General features: G+C 51.8%; 12 protein-coding genes. 6 read left to right on the top strand and 6 right to left on the bottom strand.

What is annotated here, in order from left to right:
* Positions 1-74: 74 nt before the first annotated feature.
* Positions 75-1,013, bottom strand: a complete 939-nt coding sequence (locus tag ACTHSA_RS09935; protein WP_049343932.1) for an NUDIX hydrolase — start codon at positions 1,011-1,013, stop codon at positions 75-77.
* 156 nt (positions 1,014-1,169) lie between these two features.
* Between ACTHSA_RS09935 and nadA the strand changes: the two genes are divergently transcribed.
* Together nadA and nadB are read left to right on the top strand one after the other, a co-directional pair.
* Entirely contained in the window at positions 1,170-2,282 is a 1,113-nt protein-coding gene (nadA, locus tag ACTHSA_RS09930) for a quinolinate synthase NadA (protein ID WP_003747473.1), read from the top strand.
* A gap of 51 nt (positions 2,283-2,333) precedes the next feature.
* A complete protein-coding gene (nadB, locus tag ACTHSA_RS09925) occupies positions 2,334-3,842 on the top strand; it encodes an L-aspartate oxidase (protein ID WP_004520497.1) in 1,509 nt (502 codons plus the stop codon).
* A gap of 161 nt (positions 3,843-4,003) precedes the next feature.
* Here nadB and pgmB read toward each other — a convergent pair whose 3' ends face one another.
* From pgmB to ACTHSA_RS09910, 3 genes are all read right to left on the bottom strand, one after another.
* Complete coding sequence (pgmB, locus tag ACTHSA_RS09920) at positions 4,004-4,669, bottom strand: beta-phosphoglucomutase (RefSeq protein ID WP_049336215.1); 666 nt, start codon at positions 4,667-4,669, stop codon at positions 4,004-4,006.
* Positions 4,670-4,681: 12 nt separating this feature from the next.
* Positions 4,682-6,940: a glycoside hydrolase family 65 protein gene (locus ACTHSA_RS09915; RefSeq protein WP_049336213.1), complete on the bottom strand. Its 2,259-nt coding sequence runs from the start codon at positions 6,938-6,940 to the stop codon at positions 4,682-4,684.
* A gap of 74 nt (positions 6,941-7,014) precedes the next feature.
* The gene (locus ACTHSA_RS09910) at positions 7,015-8,367 is read right to left on the bottom strand and encodes an SLC45 family MFS transporter (RefSeq protein WP_049336211.1); all 1,353 of its coding nucleotides are present in this window, start codon (positions 8,365-8,367) and stop codon (positions 7,015-7,017) included.
* Between the two features lie 339 nt (positions 8,368-8,706).
* Between ACTHSA_RS09910 and ettA the strand changes: the two genes are divergently transcribed.
* Positions 8,707-10,383, top strand: coding sequence for an energy-dependent translational throttle protein EttA (ettA, locus tag ACTHSA_RS09905; protein WP_049336209.1), 1,677 nt, complete (start codon positions 8,707-8,709; stop codon positions 10,381-10,383).
* 65 nt (positions 10,384-10,448) lie between these two features.
* On the opposite strand, the gene mtrR is transcribed toward ettA, so the two are convergent.
* Entirely contained in the window at positions 10,449-11,084 is a 636-nt protein-coding gene (gene mtrR, locus ACTHSA_RS09900; protein ID WP_440367251.1) for a multidrug efflux system transcriptional repressor MtrR, read from the bottom strand.
* Between the two features lie 226 nt (positions 11,085-11,310).
* Here mtrR and ACTHSA_RS09895 point away from each other — a divergent pair, with 226 nt between their 5' ends.
* Genes ACTHSA_RS09895 through ACTHSA_RS09885 form a run of 3 tightly spaced genes read left to right on the top strand, consistent with a single transcriptional unit; the run spans position 11,311 to position 17,266 of the window.
* A complete protein-coding gene (locus ACTHSA_RS09895; protein WP_070646729.1) occupies positions 11,311-12,579 on the top strand; it encodes an efflux RND transporter periplasmic adaptor subunit in 1,269 nt (422 codons plus the stop codon).
* Between the two features lie 11 nt (positions 12,580-12,590).
* Positions 12,591-15,803 carry an efflux RND transporter permease subunit gene (locus ACTHSA_RS09890; RefSeq protein WP_440367249.1) on the top strand — a complete coding sequence of 1,071 codons (3,213 nt, stop codon included), beginning with the start codon at positions 12,591-12,593 and terminating at the stop codon, positions 15,801-15,803.
* A gap of 56 nt (positions 15,804-15,859) precedes the next feature.
* Positions 15,860-17,266, top strand: a complete 1,407-nt coding sequence (locus ACTHSA_RS09885; protein ID WP_107849056.1) for an efflux transporter outer membrane subunit — start codon at positions 15,860-15,862, stop codon at positions 17,264-17,266.
* 74 nt (positions 17,267-17,340) lie between these two features.
* Here the strand turns inward: ACTHSA_RS09885 and ACTHSA_RS09880 are convergent, their stop codons facing one another.
* Positions 17,341-18,678, bottom strand: coding sequence for a GTPase/DUF3482 domain-containing protein (locus ACTHSA_RS09880; RefSeq protein WP_440367246.1), 1,338 nt, complete (start codon positions 18,676-18,678; stop codon positions 17,341-17,343).
* Positions 18,679-18,988 lie beyond the last annotated feature (310 nt).

Below are 18,988 nucleotides of genomic sequence, written 5' to 3'. Positions count from 1 at the left end.
AAGGTTCCTTTGTTGAAAAATATTGATATTTGCCTGATGGGACAAAATTTAATTTGAGGCCGTCTGAAAATCAGTTAGTGGCTACCCAGCGGCAGTCCAATATCAGAAATCAGCTGATCGGGTAGGACGTCGTCGCGGAATCGGTAAAGCTGTGCAGGACGGCCTTTACTGCCTGATACGCCGGTATCCGACGGCTCGATGAGGTTTTGCTGCTGAATCTGGCGGCGGAAGTTTTGCTTGTGCAGCAATCTGCCGCTGATGGCTTCGACGCTGTTTTGCAGTTGCAGCAGTGTGAATTCGGGCGGCATCAGTTCAAAAATCACGGGGCGGTATTTGATTTTGGCTCGTAGGCGGGATAAGGCTGTCGCCAGTACGCGGCGGTGGTCGTGGCGCATAGGCTGCCCCGTGAGTGAGAAATTGAAGTTTTCCTGAGACTCGGCTGCTTCCGCTATCAGGCCGCTTTCGTATAGCATTTCATAGCGTTGCAAAACGTATTCTTCCGACCAATTTTCAGGTTCTACCCCCCAGCACAATTGAATGCGCTTGAGCCGCTTCTGGCGCACTTCCTCCGTATCCGCCGAGTTTGCCCAAATGCGCAGGCGGCTGACGATGGTATCGCGCAGCCCGCCGTCAGTGCGCAAATCTTCCCACGGAAAATAGCAGTAGCAGTCCTGCCATTTCGCATCCGGGTGCAGGATGCTGTCGGCTGCCTCGCGCACCAGTCCCAAATAGCTGACGTACAAGACAGGTAGGCCTTGCTCGTTTTGACGGCGCGTATCTACAAACGTATAAAGCTGTTCTACATAGCCCATAGGCTGTGATGTCTGTTTGGCAACCCACATCCTGACTCCTGCTTGCAGAGAGTGGCGAAGCGGTGCAAGCAGGCCATTGGGTAATAGCTCTCCTTTGGCAACTGTCAAAACCCTCAAGCTGCCATTTGTAATGGCAATCAGTACAGGAACAAGCTCGACGATACTTTGCGTATTGGCTGCTGTTTCAGGATAGGCATCCATGCGTGGCTTTCATTCAAGAGGAAACCTTATTGTAAACCAAAGCGGTTTTCAGACGACCTTGCTTATTATACTCAATTTGAGCATAATATAAAAATATTTCAAAATATAAACGGCAAATCTTTATGCCGTCTGAAAAACCAGCCATAAGGAAGTCTCATGCAAACCGCCGCCCGCCGCTCGTTCGATTACGATATGCCCCTCATCCAAACACCGACTTCCGCCTGCCAAATCCGTCAGGCGTGGGCAAAGGTTGCCGACACGCCCGACCGCGAAACGGCAGGTCGTCTGAAAGACGAAATCAAGGCTTTGCTGAAGGAGAAAAACGCGGTCTTGGTAGCGCATTATTATGTTGATCCGCTGATTCAGGATTTGGCTTTGGAAACGGGCGGATGCGTGGGCGATTCGTTGGAAATGGCACGCTTCGGCGCGGAACACGAAGCCGATACGCTGGTGGTGGCGGGCGTACGCTTCATGGGCGAGAGCGCAAAAATCCTCTGTCCTGAAAAAACAGTGCTGATGCCTGATTTGGAAGCAGAATGTTCTTTGGATTTGGGTTGTCCGGAAGAAGCGTTTTCAGCGTTTTGCGACCAACACCCCGACCGCACGGTCGTTGTGTACGCCAACACTTCCGCCGCCGTGAAAGCGCGTGCCGATTGGGTGGTAACGTCTTCGGTGGCGTTGGAAATCGTATCGTATCTGAAATCGCGCGGTGAGAAGCTGATTTGGGGACCCGACCGCCACCTCGGCGACTATATCCGCCGCGAAACGGGCGCGGATATGCTGTTGTGGCAGGGTTCGTGCATCGTCCACAACGAATTCAAAGGGCAGGAATTGGCAGCGTTGAAGGCGGAACACCCCGACGCGGTGGTACTGGTTCATCCCGAATCGCCGCAAAGCGTCATCGAGCTGGGCGACGTGGTCGGCTCGACCAGCAAACTACTGAAAGCCGCCGTATCGCGCCCCGAAAAAAAATTCATCGTGGCGACCGATTTGGGCATCCTGCACGAAATGCAAAAGCAGGCGCCCGACAAAGAATTTATCGCCGCACCGACGGCGGGCAACGGCGGAAGCTGCAAAAGCTGCGCGTTCTGCCCGTGGATGGCAATGAATTCGCTGGGCGGCATCAAACACGCCCTGACGAGCGGGCACAACGAAATCCTGTTGGACAGAAAGCTGGGCGAAGCCGCCAAACTGCCTTTGCAGCGTATGCTCGACTTCGCGGCAGGGCTGAAGAAAAAAGATGTGTTCAACGGCATGGGACCCGCCTGATTTGCTGTCAATATTGCCGTTTCAGACGGCCTCTCAAACAAGGACAACACCATGCAAACCGATTGCGACGTATTGATTGCCGGAAACGGGCTGGCGGCACTGACGCTCGCCCTGTCGCTGCCTGAATCGTTCCGCATCGTCATTTTGTGCAAAAACCGGCTGGACGACACCGCCAGCCGTCATGCGCAAGGCGGGATTGCGGCGGCGTGGTCGGGAGAGGACGACATCGAAAAACACGTCGCCGATACTTTGGAAGCGGGCGCAGGTTTGTGCGACGAAGCTGCCGTCCGCACCATCCTGTCGCAAGGCAAACCGGCAATCGAATGGCTGCTGGCGCAGGGCGTGGCATTCGACCAAAATAATAATGACTTGCACCTGACGCGCGAAGGCGGGCACACCTGCCGCCGAATCGCCCACGTCGCCGACTACACGGGCGAAGCAGTCATGCAGAGCCTGATTGCCCAAATACGCCGCCGCCCGAGCATCCGCGTTTGCGAGCGGCAGATGGCGTTGGACATCCAAACCGAATCGGGTGCAGCGTGCGGACTGACCGTCCTCGACCGCCGAGCGCAAGAAACCTACAGCATCCGTGCCAGCCATACCGTACTCGCAGGCGGCGGCTTGGGACAGATTTACGCCGCCACCACCACGCCGCCCGAATGCACGGGCGACGCCATCGCCATGGCGATACGCGCAGGTTGCGCAGTCGAAAACCTCGAATTTATCCAATTCCACCCTACAGGCTTGGCAAGGTCGTCTGAAAACGGCCGTACCTTCCTGATTTCCGAAGCCGTACGCGGCGAAGGCGGCATCCTGACCAACCAAGCGGGCGAACGGTTTATGCCGCATTACGACCGCCGCGCCGAACTCGCGCCGCGTGACATCGTTGCCCGCGCCATCGCCGCCGAAATCGCCAAGCAAACGCAAGACTTCGTCTCGCTCGACATCAGCCGCCAACCCGCAGCGTTCGTCCGCCAGCATTTCCCGTCCATCCATCGGCACTGCCTGTCCCAATGCGGCTTGGACATCACGCGCCAAGCCATCCCCGTCCGCCCCGTGCAACACTATACCTGCGGCGGCATCCAAACCGACCCCAGCGGCAGAACCTCCCTGCCGCAGCTCTACGCCTTAGGTGAAACAGCCTGCACCGGCTTGCACGGAGCCAACCGCCTCGCCAGCAACTCCCTACTCGAATGCGTCGTTACCGCCAGACTTGCCGCCCAAACCATCGCGGACGGACAAGCATTCCAAGCTGTACCGTCCCAAAGGTCGTCTGAAAGCCCCTCTGTTGAAGCAGGTATCTTTTCAGACGACCTCCAAAACACCTTCAGCCGTCCCGCCCTGCAAGCGTTCAACCAACGCCATCTCGGCATCCTCCGCAACGATACCGGCCTGAGCCGCGCCATCGCCCAACTGCGGCTTTGGAAGCAAAACCAAGCCGAGCCGCACACCGCGTCTGAATACGAAAACCGCAACCTACTCGAATGCAGCCTCGCTGTCGCCCAAGCCGCATACAGGCGGAGACAGAACATAGGCGCGCATTTTAATAGTGATTGTTAAGGTTGGCAGGTCATAGAAAGTCGTTCAAATAAATTTGAATAGCATGGTTGAAAAGTTGGTATTCAGTCTTTATGGTTGCGTAAGTTGGGTTATCATTCTGTTCTAAAATCAGAAAGGCCGTCTGAAATATTTTTTAGACGGCCTTTTACTTCCTTAATATTTTATCTGTCTGATTGTTCCCATACGTTTTGCAGGTAGGCGTAGGTCAGGTCGGCAGTGTCGGATACCAGCGCGATGTCGCTGCCCAAATCTTCGGCTTTGCCCACGCCGATGGGCAATGCGCCGGCGGCTTTGATGGCGGCGACGCCGGCGGCGGCGTCTTCAATGCCAATGCATTGGCGGATGTCCGCGCCTACGCCCTCGGCTGCTGCGAGGAAGATGTCGGGGGCGGGTTTGGAATGCGCGACGGCGGCAGGGTCGGCAATGGCGTCGAAGAAGTGGGTCAGCCCCATGCGTTCCAGCAGAAACGGACCGTTTTTACTGGCGGACGCGAGGGCGATTTTTTTGCCGTTTGCTCTCAATGCTTCCAGCAGCGGCAAAATGCCGGGGTATACGTCTTCGGGTTTGACTGCCTGAATCATCTCGACGTAGTTGTCGTTTTTACGGCGGGTCAGTTCGGCAAACTCGACTTCGCTGACGGTTTTGCCGCCGTGCGCGAGGATGCGTTTGAGCGAATCGTCGCGCGATACGCCTTTGAGCTGCTCGTTAAACTTGCGGTCGATGCTGATGCCCAGTTCTTCGGCAAGCTTTTTCCATGCGCGGTAGTGGTATTCGGCGGTGTCGGTAATGACGCCGTCGAGGTCAAATAGGACTGCGGTAAAAGTCATTTTGTGCCCTCCTTATTTTTCCAACGCGACAGTGTGGCTGCCGTTGAGCGTGATGTCTTTGCCGTACACCTGCAAATCTAGCGGCTCGCCTTTGAGCAGGGTGAAGACGACGTTTTCTTTGCCGACGGCGACTTTAATCAGACGGCCTCGGTAGTTGATATGGAAGGCGTAGCCTGTCCATGCGCTCGGCAGGAACGGTGCGAAGCTGAGTTTGCCGCCCCAAGTTTTCATTTGGGCGAAACCTTGGACGATGGCGAGCCACGAGCCGGTCATAGAAGTAATGTGCAGGCCGTCTTCGGTGTCGTTGTTGTAGTTGTCCAAGTCCAGGCGGGCAGTGCGCTGGTACATTTCCACGGCTTTTTCTTCTTTGCCCAGTTCGGCGGCGAGGATGGAGTGGATACATGGAGACAACGAGCTTTCATGAACGGTCATCGGTTCGTAGAAGTCGAAGTTGCGGCGTTTTTCGTCGATATTGAAACGGTCGCCGAAGAAGTAGATGCCTTGCAATACGTCCGCCTGTTTGATGAAGGGCGAACGCAGGATTTTGTCCCACGACCATTTCTGGTTGAGCGGCAAATCGTCGGGCGAAAGCGCGGACACGGGGCGGATGTCTTTGTCGAGGAAGCCGTCGTGTTGGACGAATACGCCGAGTTCTTCGTCATGCGGACGGTACATATTCGCGCTGATGTCCGCCCATTTTTCCAGCTCGGCGGCACTCACGTTCAAATCCGGACGCGGGTATTTCGCCAAGGCTTCGTGGGTGTAATCCAATACCCATGCAGCGAGGGTGTTGGTGTACCAGTTGTTGTTGATGTTGTTTTCGTATTCGTTCGGGCCGGTTACGCCGTGAATCATGTATTTGCCGTTGCGTTTGGAAAAGTGGACGCGGTCCGCCCAGAAGCGGGACACTTCGACCAAGACTTCCAAGCCTTCTTTGGCAAGATAGCTTTCGTCGCCGGTGTAGTTGGTGTAGTTGTAGATGGCGTAAGGAATCGCGCCGTTGCGGTGGATTTCCTCGAAGGTGATTTCCCATTCGTTGTGGCACTCGATGCCCGTAAACGTCACCATCGGATAGAGTGCGCCTGCCAAGCCTTGTTCGCGCGCGTTGTGTTGCGCCTGCGGCAGTTGGTTGCGGCGGTATTGCAGCAGGTTGCGGGTAACTTCGGGTTCCGCTAGTGCGAGGTAGAGCGGCACGGCGTAGGCTTCGGTGTCCCAATAGGTCGCGCCGCCGTATTTTTCGCCGGTAAAACCTTTGGGGCCGATATTCAGGCGCGCGTCTTCGCCGTAGTAGGTGGAGAACAGTTGGAACAGGTTGAAGCGGATGCCTTGTTGCGCTTCGTCGCTGCCTTCGATGACCACGTCGGCGATTTCCCAACGGTGCAGCCAGCCTGCTTTGTGTGCGTCCAGCAAGGTTTCAAATGCAACGCCTGCGATTTTTTCCGACAAGGCGCGACCTGCGGCTTTCACTGCTTCCAAGCCCTGATAATCGCGGCTGGTAGTAACAATCACGCGTTTTTCAAAGGTTTCGGGCGTGCTGCCGACTTTAGCTTCAAAAGAATTGGAGACCTGCCAGTCGGTTTGGCTGCCGCCAAGGGCTTTGAAGCTGCCGGCGAAGGTTTGCTCGGCGTTGACGATGAATTGTTCCACGCCGAAGGGATTAGCGACGGTTTGGGTGGCAATGTAGGAGAGGCCGTCTGAAACGCCTTTGTCCAATACCTGCCAGAATTTTTCTTCATAGTTGGAGTCTTCGTTTTTCACATCGGCGTCGATGATGGAATCGATGCGGACTTGGTGGGTTTTGCCGTCAACGGATACGGCTTCCCAGCGGATAACCGCCAGCTCTTTTTGCGCGACGGACAGGAATTTGCACACATCGAAACGCACGCCGAATACGGTGAACGAGCGGCGCAACACGCCGTGCTGCATATCGAGTTCGATGGAGAAGTCGGCAACGTCGTTTTTCGCCAAGTCCACTTCCTGATTGTCGACAAAGATTTTAACTTTGCTGAAATTGAGCGCATTGATGGCTTTGCCAAAATATTTAGGATAGCCGTTTTTCCACCAACCGACGCGGGTTTTGTCGGGGAACCAAACACCGGCGATGTAGGTGCCCAAGTGGCTGTCGGCGGAGTAGGTTTCTTCAAAGTTGCCGCGCATACCCATATAGCCGTTGCCCAAACTGGTCAGGCTCTCTTGCAGCCGTTTGTATTCTTTTTCCAGTTTTGCCGAACGCAATGTCCAAGGGCTGATTTCCATGATTCTTGTGTACATTTATGAAGCTCCTGTTATTAAAATCGTAAGTTCGGCAAAGGTTTCAGACGGCCTTTGCCGATGGTATGGATGGATTATTCGCCGTGGGTCTCTTTAATCAGACATACAGAGAAGGCTCCCAGCAGCAAGACTGCGCCTGCAACCAAGAACATGGTTGCCTGATGGCTGCCCAGCATAGGGAAGAGGATAAAGCTCAGCAGGGAGGCGACGATTTGAGGCATACAGATAGAGCCATTAAACAGACCCAAATAAGTACCCATGTGTTTGCCGGAGAGGGCATTGGTTACAATCGTCAAAGGATAGGTAATGATACCTGCCCACGCGATGCCGATTAAGGTATAAGACAGGATTAATGCGTATTGATTGTGGATAAAGAAAATAGAGAAGAAACCGAGCGCGCCCAGAGCCAGACAACCGAAATAACCGGCTTTATGGTATTTATTCGGTACTTTTGCCAGAATAAACGAACATATGACGGCAGCAATGGATTGCACCGCCGCCAAAACGCCGTACCAGTTGCCTGCTTCTTGGTAGCCTACGGAAGAGGCATCGGTTGTCTGCCAAACGTTTTCTGCAATCGCGCCTGCCGAGTAAGTCCACATATATTGGAAGGCGAACCAGCAGAAGAATTGCACCAAAGTCACCGTCCAAAACGCTTTAGGCGCGGTTTTCAAAAGTTCGAACCAGTTGGCTTTTTCCTGATTCGCGGCGACATCGATGCCGTGATAGCGGGCGTAGGTTTCCGGATCGTATTCTTTGACTTTGAAGATGGTGAACGCACTGGTAATAATCAGCAACGCTGCGCCCACATAGAATGCTACGACCACGGTTTGCGGTACGACGCCTTTTTCGGCCGTGTTCGCCAAACCGATATACGCAAACACAAACGGCAGAATCGCCGCCACAACCGCGCCCGTATTCGCTAAGAAACTTTGAATCCCGTAGGCGTAGCTTTTCTGCTCCTCGTTGACCATGTCGCCGACCATCATTTTAAACGGCTGCATTGCCATATTGGAGGATACGTCCAACAGCGCAATCATCAGCGCGCCAAACGACAAAGCCGCCAAAGAAGCGTAGCCAAAACCGAAGCTGCCCGAGTTCGGCATCAGAATCATGACGATAACTGCAATCAGCGTGCCATAAAGCAGATAGGGCAGACGACGACCGCCCAGGCGCGGCATCCAAGTGCGGTCTGAGTAGTAGCCCACAATCGGCTGAACCAACATACCGGCTAGCGGCGGCAGAATGAAAAACCAGCCCAAATTATGCGGGTCGGCGCCTAAAGTTTGAAAAATTCGGCTCATTTGTGAGCTTTGCAGGGTAAAGGCCGTCTGAACGCCGAGATAGCCGAAGCTCAGCATCCAAATCGTACTTTTTGCCAGTGACGGCAAACCTTGTTTTGCTGTTTTTTGCGTATTTTCCGACATGAGGTAAATCCTTTTTTTAAAAGTATTTTTATTGAGAAATCTGAAAGGTTCCTTGGTGTGGCGTTCTCTGTCGTTATTGTTTGTGTGCGTACTTTCAAGGATATAGGTGCATTTTATGAAGCGCGCCGGATATTGGCAATGCCAGTTCAAGGATAAACTGGCTTAAATCAAATTTTTTGCGGTTTGGCATTGATACCGTCGGGCAATGAGGGTATCGGTTCGGCTCGGTGTATATTTTGATGCTTATTTCTATTTTCAGACGGCATTTGAACAAGCAAGTATTGGGGCAATAGGTTAAAATGGGCCGTCTGAAATTTGTTTGATGAAAACGAGAAAACTATGTCCCAACAATACGTCTATTCTATGCTGCGCGTGAGCAAGGTTGTGCCGCCGCAAAAAACCATTATTAAAGACATTTCCCTTTCATTTTTCCCCGGTGCAAAAATCGGTTTGCTCGGTTTGAACGGTGCGGGTAAATCTACTGTACTGCGGATTATGGCGGGCGTGGATAAAGAATTTGAGGGCGAAGCCGTGCCGATGGGCGGCATTAAAATCGGCTATTTGCCGCAAGAGCCTGAGCTTGATCCTGAGAAAACTGTGCGCGAGGAAGTGGAAAGCGGTTTGGGCGAAGTGGCTGCCGCACAAAAACGTTTGGAAGAAGTATATGCCGAGTATGCCAATCCTGATGCGGATTTTGACGCGTTGGCGGAAGAACAAGGCCGTTTGGAAGCGATTATTGCGGCGGGTTCATCTACCGGCGGCGGTGCAGAGCATGAATTGGAAATTGCTGCCGACGCGTTGCGCCTGCCTGATTGGGATGCCAAAATCGGCAATCTGTCCGGTGGTGAAAAACGCCGCGTCGCTTTGTGCAAACTCTTGTTGAGCAAGCCCGATATGCTGCTGCTGGACGAACCGACCAACCACTTGGACGCAGAATCTGTCGAATGGCTGGAGCAATTCTTGGTACGCTTCCCAGGTACAGTCGTTGCCGTAACACATGACCGCTACTTCCTCGACAACGCCGCCGAATGGATTTTGGAACTCGACCGCGGATACGGTATCCCGTGGAAAGGCAATTACTCGTCTTGGCTGGAGCAGAAAGAAAAACGCTTGGAAAACGAGGCAAAATCCGAAGCTGCACGCGTGAAAGCGATGAAGCAGGAATTGGAATGGGTGCGCCAAAATGCCAAAGGCCGCCAAGCCAAGTCCAAAGCGCGTTTGGCGCGTTTTGAAGAAATGAGCAACTACGAATACCAAAAACGCAATGAAACGCAGGAAATCTTTATCCCTGTTGCCGAGCGTTTGGGTAACGAAGTGATTGAATTTGTGAACGTTTCCAAATCGTTTGGCGATAAAGTGCTGATTGACGATTTGAGCTTCAAAGTACCTGCTGGCGCGATTGTCGGCATCATCGGCCCGAACGGCGCGGGTAAATCTACGCTGTTCAAAATGATTTCAGGCAAAGAGCAGCCTGATTCCGGCGAAGTAAAAATCGGCCAAACCGTGAAAATGAGCCTGATTGACCAAAGCCGCGCAGGTTTACAAAACGACAAAACCGTGTTCGACAATATTGCCGAAGGCCGCGACATTTTGCAGGTTGGCCAGTTTGAAATTCCAGCCCGCCAATATTTGGGACGCTTCAACTTCAAAGGCAGCGACCAAAGCAAAATTGCAGGTCAATTGTCGGGCGGCGAACGCGGCCGTCTGCACTTGGCAAAAACCTTGTTGAGCGGCGGTAATGTGTTGCTGCTGGACGAACCGTCTAACGACCTCGACGTGGAAACCCTGCGCGCGCTGGAAGATGCATTGCTGGAATTTGCCGGCAGCGTGATGGTGATTTCGCACGACCGCTGGTTCCTCGACCGTATCGCTACGCATATTTTGGCTTGTGAAGGCGACTCTAAATGGGTGTTCTTTGACGGCAACTATCAAGAATACGAAGCCGACAAGAAACGCCGTTTGGGTGAAGAAGGCGCGAAACCGAAACGTATCCGTTACAAACCGGTAACACGTTAAGCAGGTTTGAACCAAAAGGCCGTCTGAAACTTTTAATGTTCCAGACGGCCTTTTATTTTTGATGTTTATGATTGTTTTCTTAATTGCGGATGGTTTTCCAATGTATCAATGATGATTTCAATCATGCGTGGGGCAGTTTGCGCCAAATCGAAGCCTTGACCTGAAGAAAGCCAGCGCCAAATCAAGCCGTCTAATGAAGACTTGATGAAGATGACTGCCATATCGATATCCAAATTATCCGCCAATGCTTTTTGTTGTACCGCATCAGTCAGGACGGCAACGATTTTTTCACGCCATAGTGATTGGTGTTTTTTAGCGATGGCAATGACCGCCTCGTTTTGCTCGGTGTGTTCGCATTTTAAAAACAAAATGCTGTGGAATTTATAGTGAAGCTCGTTGTGTTGCAGCCGCTCGAAAAAACGGGTCAGGGTCAGTCGGAAGCTTGACCAAGCCTGTTCGTTATTGTTGTTCGAGTCTCCTTTTATGCAGCTTTCGATGTCGTCGCAAATCCGTTGGAACAAGGCGTCAAACAAATCTTCTTTGTTTTTGAAATGCCAATACAGCGCGCCGCGCGTTACGCCTGCGGCTTGGGCGATTTCGTTGAGCGAAGTGCGGGCAATGCCTTTCTGATAAAACGTATCTAATGCGGCAAGCATGAGATATTCTTTGGTTTTTAAGGCTTCGGTTTTGGTTCTTCTCATAGTTGTTTTGTGGGAAATGTAAATTTATGGTTCGGATTATAAAAAATTACTTCTGAACATGCAAGAATGTATGTATAATTCAATTCAATACTTGATATTGTTTCTCAACACTATATAGTCAGCCTGTTTTTCATAAAAGCAGGCAATTTCTGTTTGCGAAATATGAGATTAAAGTAATCAATTTTTAATTAGTCAAACCCTTATTTATCATAGAGATAGGAAAATTATGGCTCTTTATGCTTCTAAAATGATGCGTGTCGCGGCGATTGCAGCAGCTACTGCGTTGGCGCTTTCCGCTTGCGGCAAAGGCGATGAAAAAGCAGCCGGCCAACAGGCGCAAGGCAGTCAGCAACAGCAAAAACAACCTGCGCCTGAAGTCCGCGTGGTTACCGTGCATCCGGAAACCGTTGCATTGACAACCGAGTTGCCGGGCCGTCTGGAATCGTTGCGTACTGCCGAAGTTCGCGCCCAAGTCGGCGGTATTTTGCAAAAACGCCTGTTCCAAGAAGGCAGCTATGTGCAAGCCGGTCAGCCTTTGTACCAAATCGACAGCTCATCTTATGAAGCAAACTTAGAAAGCGCACGCGCCCAGTTGGCGAGTGCGCAAGCGACTTTGGCTAAAGCGAATGCCGACTTGGCCCGCTACAAACCGCTGGTTGCCGCCGATGCCATCAGCCAACAAGAATACGATGCGGCCGTAACCGCCAAGCGTTCAGCAGAGGCAAGCGTCAAATCTGCACAAGCAGCCATCAAATCTGCCGGTATCAGCCTGAACCGCTCCCGCATTACTGCGCCGATTTCCGGCTTTATCGGTCAATCTAAAGTTTCTGAAGGTACGCTGTTGAATTCCGGTGATACTACTGTTTTAGCTACGATCCAACAAACCAATCCGATGTATGTCAACGTTACCCAGTCTGCGAGTGAGGTCATGAAACTGCGTCAACAGGTTGCCGAAGGCAAATTGTTGGCGGCAAACGGCGCGATTGCAGTGGATATCAAATTTGACGACGGTACCGTTTACCCTGAAAAAGGCCGTCTGCTGTTTGCAGATCCGACTGTCAACGAAACAACCGGTCAAATTACCTTGCGCGCCGCCATTCCTAACGACAGAAATATCTTGATGCCGGGCTTGTATGTGCGCGTGTTGATGGAGCAAGTGGCAGTAGATAATGCATTTGTAGTGCCGCAACAAGCAGTTACCCGCGGTTCGCAAGATACTGTGATGGTAGTGAATGACAAGAGCGAAATGGAAGCGCGTGTCGTGACCATTGCCCAACAGCAAGGTAGCAATTGGGTTATTACAGACGGCCTTAAAGACGGCGACAAAGTGATTGTTGAAGGCATCAGCATTGCCGCTATGTCGGGTGCTAAACAGGTAACGCCGAAAGAATGGACGCCGCCTGCAAGCGCTGCGGCAGCAACACCGGCAGTTTCAGACGGCCAAGCTGCATCCGAGGCCAAGCCTGAAGCTAAAGCTGCATCTGAAGCCAAATAAGGAACGCGTGAATGTCTAAGTTTTTTATTGACCGCCCCATCTTTGCATGGGTTATTGCGATTTTTATCATCGCAGCGGGTATTTTCGGCATTCAAAAACTGCCGATTTCCCAATATCCGTCCGTTGCTGCACCGACTATTACTTTGCGCGCTACTTATCCGGGCGCTTCGGCTCAGGTAATGGAAGACAGCGTACTGGCCGTTATCGAACGTAATATGTACGGTGTGGAAGGTTTGGACTATATGACGACTTCTGCCAATTCCAGTGGCAGCGGCAGCGTCAGTCTGACGTTTACACCGGAAACCAATGAAGATTTGGCGCAGGTAGACGTGCAGAACAAATTGTCGGAAGTGTTGTCCACATTGCCGTCTACCGTACAGCAATATGGTGTAACCGTATCTAAAGCGCGTTCCAACTTCTTGCAAGTGGTCATGCTTTCTTCTGAAAAGCAATCCATTGAGGAAATGAACGATTACGCCCAGCGCAATATCATTCCTGAACTGCAGCGTATTGACGGGGTAGGGCAGGTACAATTGTTTGGTGCGCAACGCGCCATGCGTATTTGGGTTGACCCGAAAAAACTGCAAAACTACAACCTGTCTTTTGCAACGGTAACCAATGCGCTTGCGACACAAAATATCCAAATTTCTGCAGGCTCTATCGGCTCTTTGCCGGCGGCTGCAGGTCAGACTATTTCAGCAACTGTGACGGCGCAAGGTCAGCTGAGCACTGCTGAAGAGTTTGGCAACATCATTTTGGTATCCAATACCGATGGTTCTAATGTCTATCTGAAAGACGTTGCCAAAGTCAGCTTGGGTATGCAGGATTATTCTTCTTCCACCCGCTTGAACGGTGTGAACACCACCGGTATGGCAGTGATGTTGTCTAACAGCGGTAACGCTTTGGCAACGGCGACTGCCGTGAAAGAAAAAATGGCGGTTTTGCAGAAGTATTTTCCAGACGGCATGAGCTGGAAAATTCCTTACGATACTTCCAAATTTGTGGAAATTTCGATTGAGAAAGTAATCCATACACTTTTGGAAGCCATCGTATTGGTATTCTTGGTGATTTATCTCTTCCTGCAAAATATCCGCTATACGCTGATTCCGACTATTGTCGTGCCGATTTCCCTGTTGGGCGGTTTTGCCTTTATCTCATATATGGGTATGTCGATTAACGTATTGACCATGTTTGCGATGGTATTGGTAATTGGTATTGTGGTCGATGATGCGATTGTGGTCGTTGAAAACGTTGAGCGTATTATGGCGAGCGAAGGTCTGCCGCCTAAGGCTGCAACCAAAAAAGCGATGAGTCAGATTTCCGGCGCGGTGATCGGTATTACTGCCGTGTTGATGTCCGTATTTGTGCCGCTGGCAATGTTTAGCGGTGCAACCGGTAACATTTACAAACAGTTTGCCCTGACCATGGTGGCATCGATCGGCTTCTCCGCATTCCTTGCTTTGACGCTGACTCCGGCATTGTGTGCCACCATGCTCAAGCCGATTCAGAATGGTCATCACGAAGAGAAAAAAGGTTTCTTCGGTTGGTTTAACAAGAAATTCGACAACTGGACACACGGCTACGAAGGCTGGGTAGCCAAAGTCTTGCGCAAGACTTTGCGCATGATGGTTGTCTATATCGGTTTGACTGTTGTGGGCGTATTCCTGTTTATGCGTCTGCCGACTTCCTTCTTGCCGACTGAAGACCAAGGTAACTTGATGTTGAGCGTACAGCTGCCTGCCGGCGCGACCAAAGAGCGTACCGATGCAACTTTGGCTCAAATCACTCAACTGGCGAAATCTGTACCTGAGATCGAGAACATTATTACCGTTTCCGGCTTTAGTTTTAGCGGTTCCGGCCAAAACATGGCTTTGGGCTTTGTCATTCTGAAAGACTGGAGCGAACGTACTGCTCCGGGCAGCGATGCGACTTCTATTTCCGGTAAGTTGACCGGCATGATGATGGCTACGCTGAAAGACGGTTTCGGTTTGGCGATTGTGCCTCCTGCCATTATGGAATTGGGTACAGGCTCCGGCTTGACGATTTACCTGCAAGACCGTAACAACAGCGGCCATGCCGCATTATTGGCCAAGCGCAATGAGTTGATTGACAAAATGCGCAAAAGCGGTTTGTTTAACCCAAGTACCGTTCGTGCGAGCGGTTTGGAAGATGCGCCGCAGTTGAAAATCGACATCGACCGCTCTGCCGCAGCAGCACAAGGTATTTCGTTCTCTGACATCCGTACTGCTTTGGCTTCTGCTTTGGGTTCGTCTTATGTAAACGACTTCCCGAATCAAGGCCGTCTGCAACGCGTGATGGTACAAGCTGATGCGAGTGCCCGTATGCAGCCTGCCGATATTCTGAACCTGACTGTACCGAATAAATCCGGCGTTGCCGTACCGCTTTCTACCATTGCTACTGTTTCTTGGGAAAACGGTATGGAACAAAGCGTCCGCTTCAATGGTTATCCGGCAATGGAGCTTTCCGGCTCGCCTGTTAATGGCGTATCTTCCGGTCAAGCCATGGCTGCGGTACAGCAAATGGTTGATGACATGGGCGGCGGTTACAGTCTGGAATGGGGAGGCCAGTCTCGTGAAGAGGCTAAAGGCGGCTCGCAAACTGTCGTATTGTACGCATTGGCCGCTGCCGCTGTATTCTTGGTATTGGCTGCTTTGTACGAAAGCTGGTCTATCCCGTTGGCGGTTATCCTTGTGATTCCGTTGGGCTTGATTGGCGCGGCATTGGGTGTGACTGGCCGTAACATGTTTGAAGCATTACTGGGCAGTATTCCGGCATACGCCAACGATATCTACTTCCAAGTCGGTTTCGTTACGGTGATGGGTTTGAGTGCGAAAAACGCGATTTTGATTATCGAGTTTGCCAAAGACCTGCAAGCGCAAGGCAAGAGCGCGCTTGAAGCTGCGCTTGCCGCCGCACACTTGCGTTTCCGTCCGATTATCATGACTTCGTTTGCCTTCATCTTGGGCGTGGTACCGCTTTATGTTGCCAGCGGTGCCAGCTCCGCCAGCCAACGTGCGATTGGTACGACCGTGGTCTGGGGTATGTTGATCGGTACGATTCTGTCTGTGTTCCTTGTGCCTTTGTTCTATGTGGTTGTGCGCAAATTCTTTAAAGAAACCGCACACGAGCATGAGATGGCCGCCAAACACGCCGCTGAAGCCGGCATGATTGAAGACGGTAAACACGATTCAGACAAGCACTAAAGCAAAGGCCGTCTGAAAAATTTTCAGACGGCCTCAAAATGCTAAAGGATTCTAAAATGAAGAAGATTACATTCAAACCTGTACTGACCGCCGTTGCCGCCGCCGTGGCTTTGTCGGCCTGTACCATGATGCCGAAATATGAGCAGCCTCAAGTTGCCGTGGCCGATACGTTTAAATACGACACTGTTGACGACGGTATCCGTGCAGCCGAATTGGGTTGGCAAGATTACTTTGCCGATCCTCGCCTTCACCGCCTGATCGACATCGCATTGGAACGCAATACCGATTTGCGTACAGCCGCGCTGAATGCGGAAATCTATCGCAAGCAATATATGATTGCGCGTAATAATTTGTTGCCAACCGTCAATGCCAGCGGTACAGGTTCGCGTCAAGGCAGCTTGAGCGGCGGCAGCGTCAGCAGCCAATACAGCGTGGGTTTGGGCGCAGCCTCTTATGAACTTGACCTTTTCGGCCGTGTCCGCAGCACCAGCGAAGCCGCGTTGCAAGGTTATTTCAATGTGGCCGCCAACCGCGATGCCGCGCATCTGACCCTGATTTCTACCGTTGCCAAAGCCTACTTTAATGAACGCTACGCTGAAGAAACCATGGCATTGGCACAACGCGTATTGCAAACCCGTGAAGCGACTTACAAGCTTTCACAATTACGCCATAAGGCCGGCGTGATTTCCGCCGTTGATTTGCGCCAACAGGAAGCCCTGATTGAATCAGCCAAAGCCGATTACGCATCCGCGGTAAAAAACCGCGAGCAAGCGCGCAATTCCTTGGCTATGCTGATTAATCAACCTTTACCCGAAGATCTGCCTGCCGGTTTGCCTTTGAGCAAGCAGTTCAAAATGACTAAACTGCCTGCCGGTTTGAGTTCGGATGTGTTGCTCAACCGTCCGGATATCCGTGCGGCCGAACACGCGCTCAAACAAGCCAATGCCAATATTGGTGCGGCACGTGCGGCGTTTTTCCCACGCATCAGCCTAACCGGTTCGGTCGGTACCGCTTCCGGCGAGTTGAGCGGCCTGTTTAAGAGCGGCACAGGTATTTGGGCTTTTGCACCGTCCATCACATTGCCTATCTTTGACTGGGGCACAAACAAAGCCAATCTTGACGTAGCCAAACTGCGCCAACAGGCACAAATCGTTGCTTATGAAGCCGCTGTTCAATCCGCATTCAAAGACGTTTCCAATGCGTTGGTTGCACGCGAACAGCTGGATAAAAGCTATGCCGCTTTGAGCAAACAAAGCCGTGCCTACAACGACAGCCTGCGCCTTATCAGCCTGCGCTACAAACATGGCGTATCCAGCGCATTGGATTTACTGGATGCCGAGCGCAGCAGTTATAGCGCGGATACTGCTCTTTTAGCCAATCAGCTGACCCGTCTGGAAAACCTTGCCGACTTGTATAAAGCACTTGGCGGCGGTTTGAAACGAGAAACCAAAGCTGCTGAATAAGTATTTTCCTTCTAAAATCAAAAGGCCGTCTGAAACATTTAGGTTTCAGACGGCCTTTTTGTTATGCGGCAATTCTAAGCTTTTAATTTTTCGCTTAAAGTGGCTGCATAGGCTGCGCGTTCGTTACGGCTGGCTTCGGGCTGGTGTGTGTTGAGCGAAGACCATTTGCGGTTGCTACGCGCTTTGTTGAGTTCGCTTGGCAATTTGGCCGCATTCCATGGCGCTTTGCGTTCTTTTAGCTCGATATGCGACTGAGCCGCATGGCCGCGCGTTTGCAAGACGTGCAACAAATCCAGTGCGCGTGCGGCGAGCAGGGTAAGGGTTTCCGGATCGGTATGCAGGGTTTGCCTGCCGTTGATTTTGTCGGTGATGTCTTGGGCATTGGGCAAAATGCCGCCTAACAGGCCGCCGATGGCCGTACCCAAACCAAGTGAGCCGCCAAGCGTGGCAATATCCAAGCCTAAGCCGATGAGTGCACCTGCGGTTGCGCCGGTACCGGTACGGATGCCGTAATGTTTGAGCAATTCGCTGTCAAACGGATCTTGTTTGAAGGCTTTGGGCATCCATGTGCTGTCGCTGCCGACTTCGTCGTGATAGAAGCGGTAAAGTGTGAACAGGCGTTGTTGCATTTGCCGCTCAAGTTGGTGGATTTCCGATTGCATGACTTCCAAAGTCGGGGCAGGGTCGTCGTTTTCGGCAATTTCTTGGGTAAATGCGGCGGCATCCAGCAGAAAATCGGCAATTTCACGGCGCGCTTCCGTATCCAGCAGTTGCCACTCGCGACGGCGCATATTGATGAGGCGGTCGAGGATGTCGCGCTTGGGTAACATGGTGGCAAGGTTGTCCCACAATCGGATTTCGCCTTCAAAGTCGAAGGCAACGGTATCGAAACCGGCGTAAACATGCAGGTTTCTGCGGGCGAGCATATTGGTCCAAGCGGTCAGGTCTTGATTTTGGGTGAAGTTGAACACGGGCATGATGGGCTTGGCGCACCAAGACAAAATAGTCAGCTCGTCTTTGTATTTGTCGAGGACGGGTTCCCGCGCATCGATGACGTACATGGCCATATCGCTTTGCATGACTTGGCGCAGAACTTTGGCCTCTTGGTTAAACTCGTGATGCGATTCATGGCTGTTGAGGAATTGCTGGATGCGCTCAATGCCGTCATCGCGTGCGGATGTATGGGTTTCCAGCCAGTCCAACACGCCGCCGGCATCTTCAAGGCCGGGTGTGTCGTAGAGATAAACCAGGCTGTCGTCGCCGTCGTTGATAAGGGCTTCTTCGACATGGCGCGTGGTGGAGGGCGCGTTTTTCACTTCGCCGAAGGTGCTGTCGCGCAAAAGCGTACGTAAGAGCGAGGTTTTGCCTGTGTTAGTATGGCCGACGACGGCAAGGGAAAGTGGGGTGGTCATGGTTGTGGGTTGGGTTGATATGGACTATGAATGTGTGAGTATGGAGCCGTTTATCTTTAGTGGCAATATATGTTTCAGACGGCCCTAAATTCTTTTTATATATGGGCGAAAATAGCAAGAAAAAGAGGGGAATAGTGGATTTGTTGTTTTTTAGCAAAATACTTGAAAATAGATGGGAAAACAGTTGACAGGAGGGTAGAAGGCTAGGATAATTCGCGCCGTTGAGTTGCTTGATGCAGCTTGATTTTTCTCCTCTATTTCTCCTTTGTAGACTTGGCGCATATCAAAACGGTATGCGCATTTTTTTATC

The organism is Neisseria sp. P0008.S002, assembly GCF_051962805.1.
Taxonomy (GTDB): domain Bacteria; phylum Pseudomonadota; class Gammaproteobacteria; order Burkholderiales; family Neisseriaceae; genus Neisseria; species Neisseria perflava.
This window is presented reverse-complemented; position numbering and strand designations above follow the sequence as displayed.

Coding starts and splice junctions, on each gene's coding strand:
- ACTHSA_RS09935 (WP_049343932.1), bottom strand. CDS start 1,013: ATGGATGCCTATCCTGAAACAGCAGCCAATACGCAAAGTATCGTCGAG.
- nadA (WP_003747473.1), top strand. CDS start 1,170: ATGCAAACCGCCGCCCGCCGCTCGTTCGATTACGATATGCCCCTCATC.
- nadB (WP_004520497.1), top strand. CDS start 2,334: ATGCAAACCGATTGCGACGTATTGATTGCCGGAAACGGGCTGGCGGCA.
- pgmB (WP_049336215.1), bottom strand. CDS start 4,669: ATGACTTTTACCGCAGTCCTATTTGACCTCGACGGCGTCATTACCGAC.
- ACTHSA_RS09915 (WP_049336213.1), bottom strand. CDS start 6,940: ATGTACACAAGAATCATGGAAATCAGCCCTTGGACATTGCGTTCGGCA.
- ACTHSA_RS09910 (WP_049336211.1), bottom strand. CDS start 8,367: ATGTCGGAAAATACGCAAAAAACAGCAAAACAAGGTTTGCCGTCACTG.
- ettA (WP_049336209.1), top strand. CDS start 8,707: ATGTCCCAACAATACGTCTATTCTATGCTGCGCGTGAGCAAGGTTGTG.
- mtrR (WP_440367251.1), bottom strand. CDS start 11,084: ATGAGAAGAACCAAAACCGAAGCCTTAAAAACCAAAGAATATCTCATG.
- ACTHSA_RS09895 (WP_070646729.1), top strand. CDS start 11,311: ATGGCTCTTTATGCTTCTAAAATGATGCGTGTCGCGGCGATTGCAGCA.
- ACTHSA_RS09890 (WP_440367249.1), top strand. CDS start 12,591: ATGTCTAAGTTTTTTATTGACCGCCCCATCTTTGCATGGGTTATTGCG.
- ACTHSA_RS09885 (WP_107849056.1), top strand. CDS start 15,860: ATGAAGAAGATTACATTCAAACCTGTACTGACCGCCGTTGCCGCCGCC.
- ACTHSA_RS09880 (WP_440367246.1), bottom strand. CDS start 18,678: ATGACCACCCCACTTTCCCTTGCCGTCGTCGGCCATACTAACACAGGC.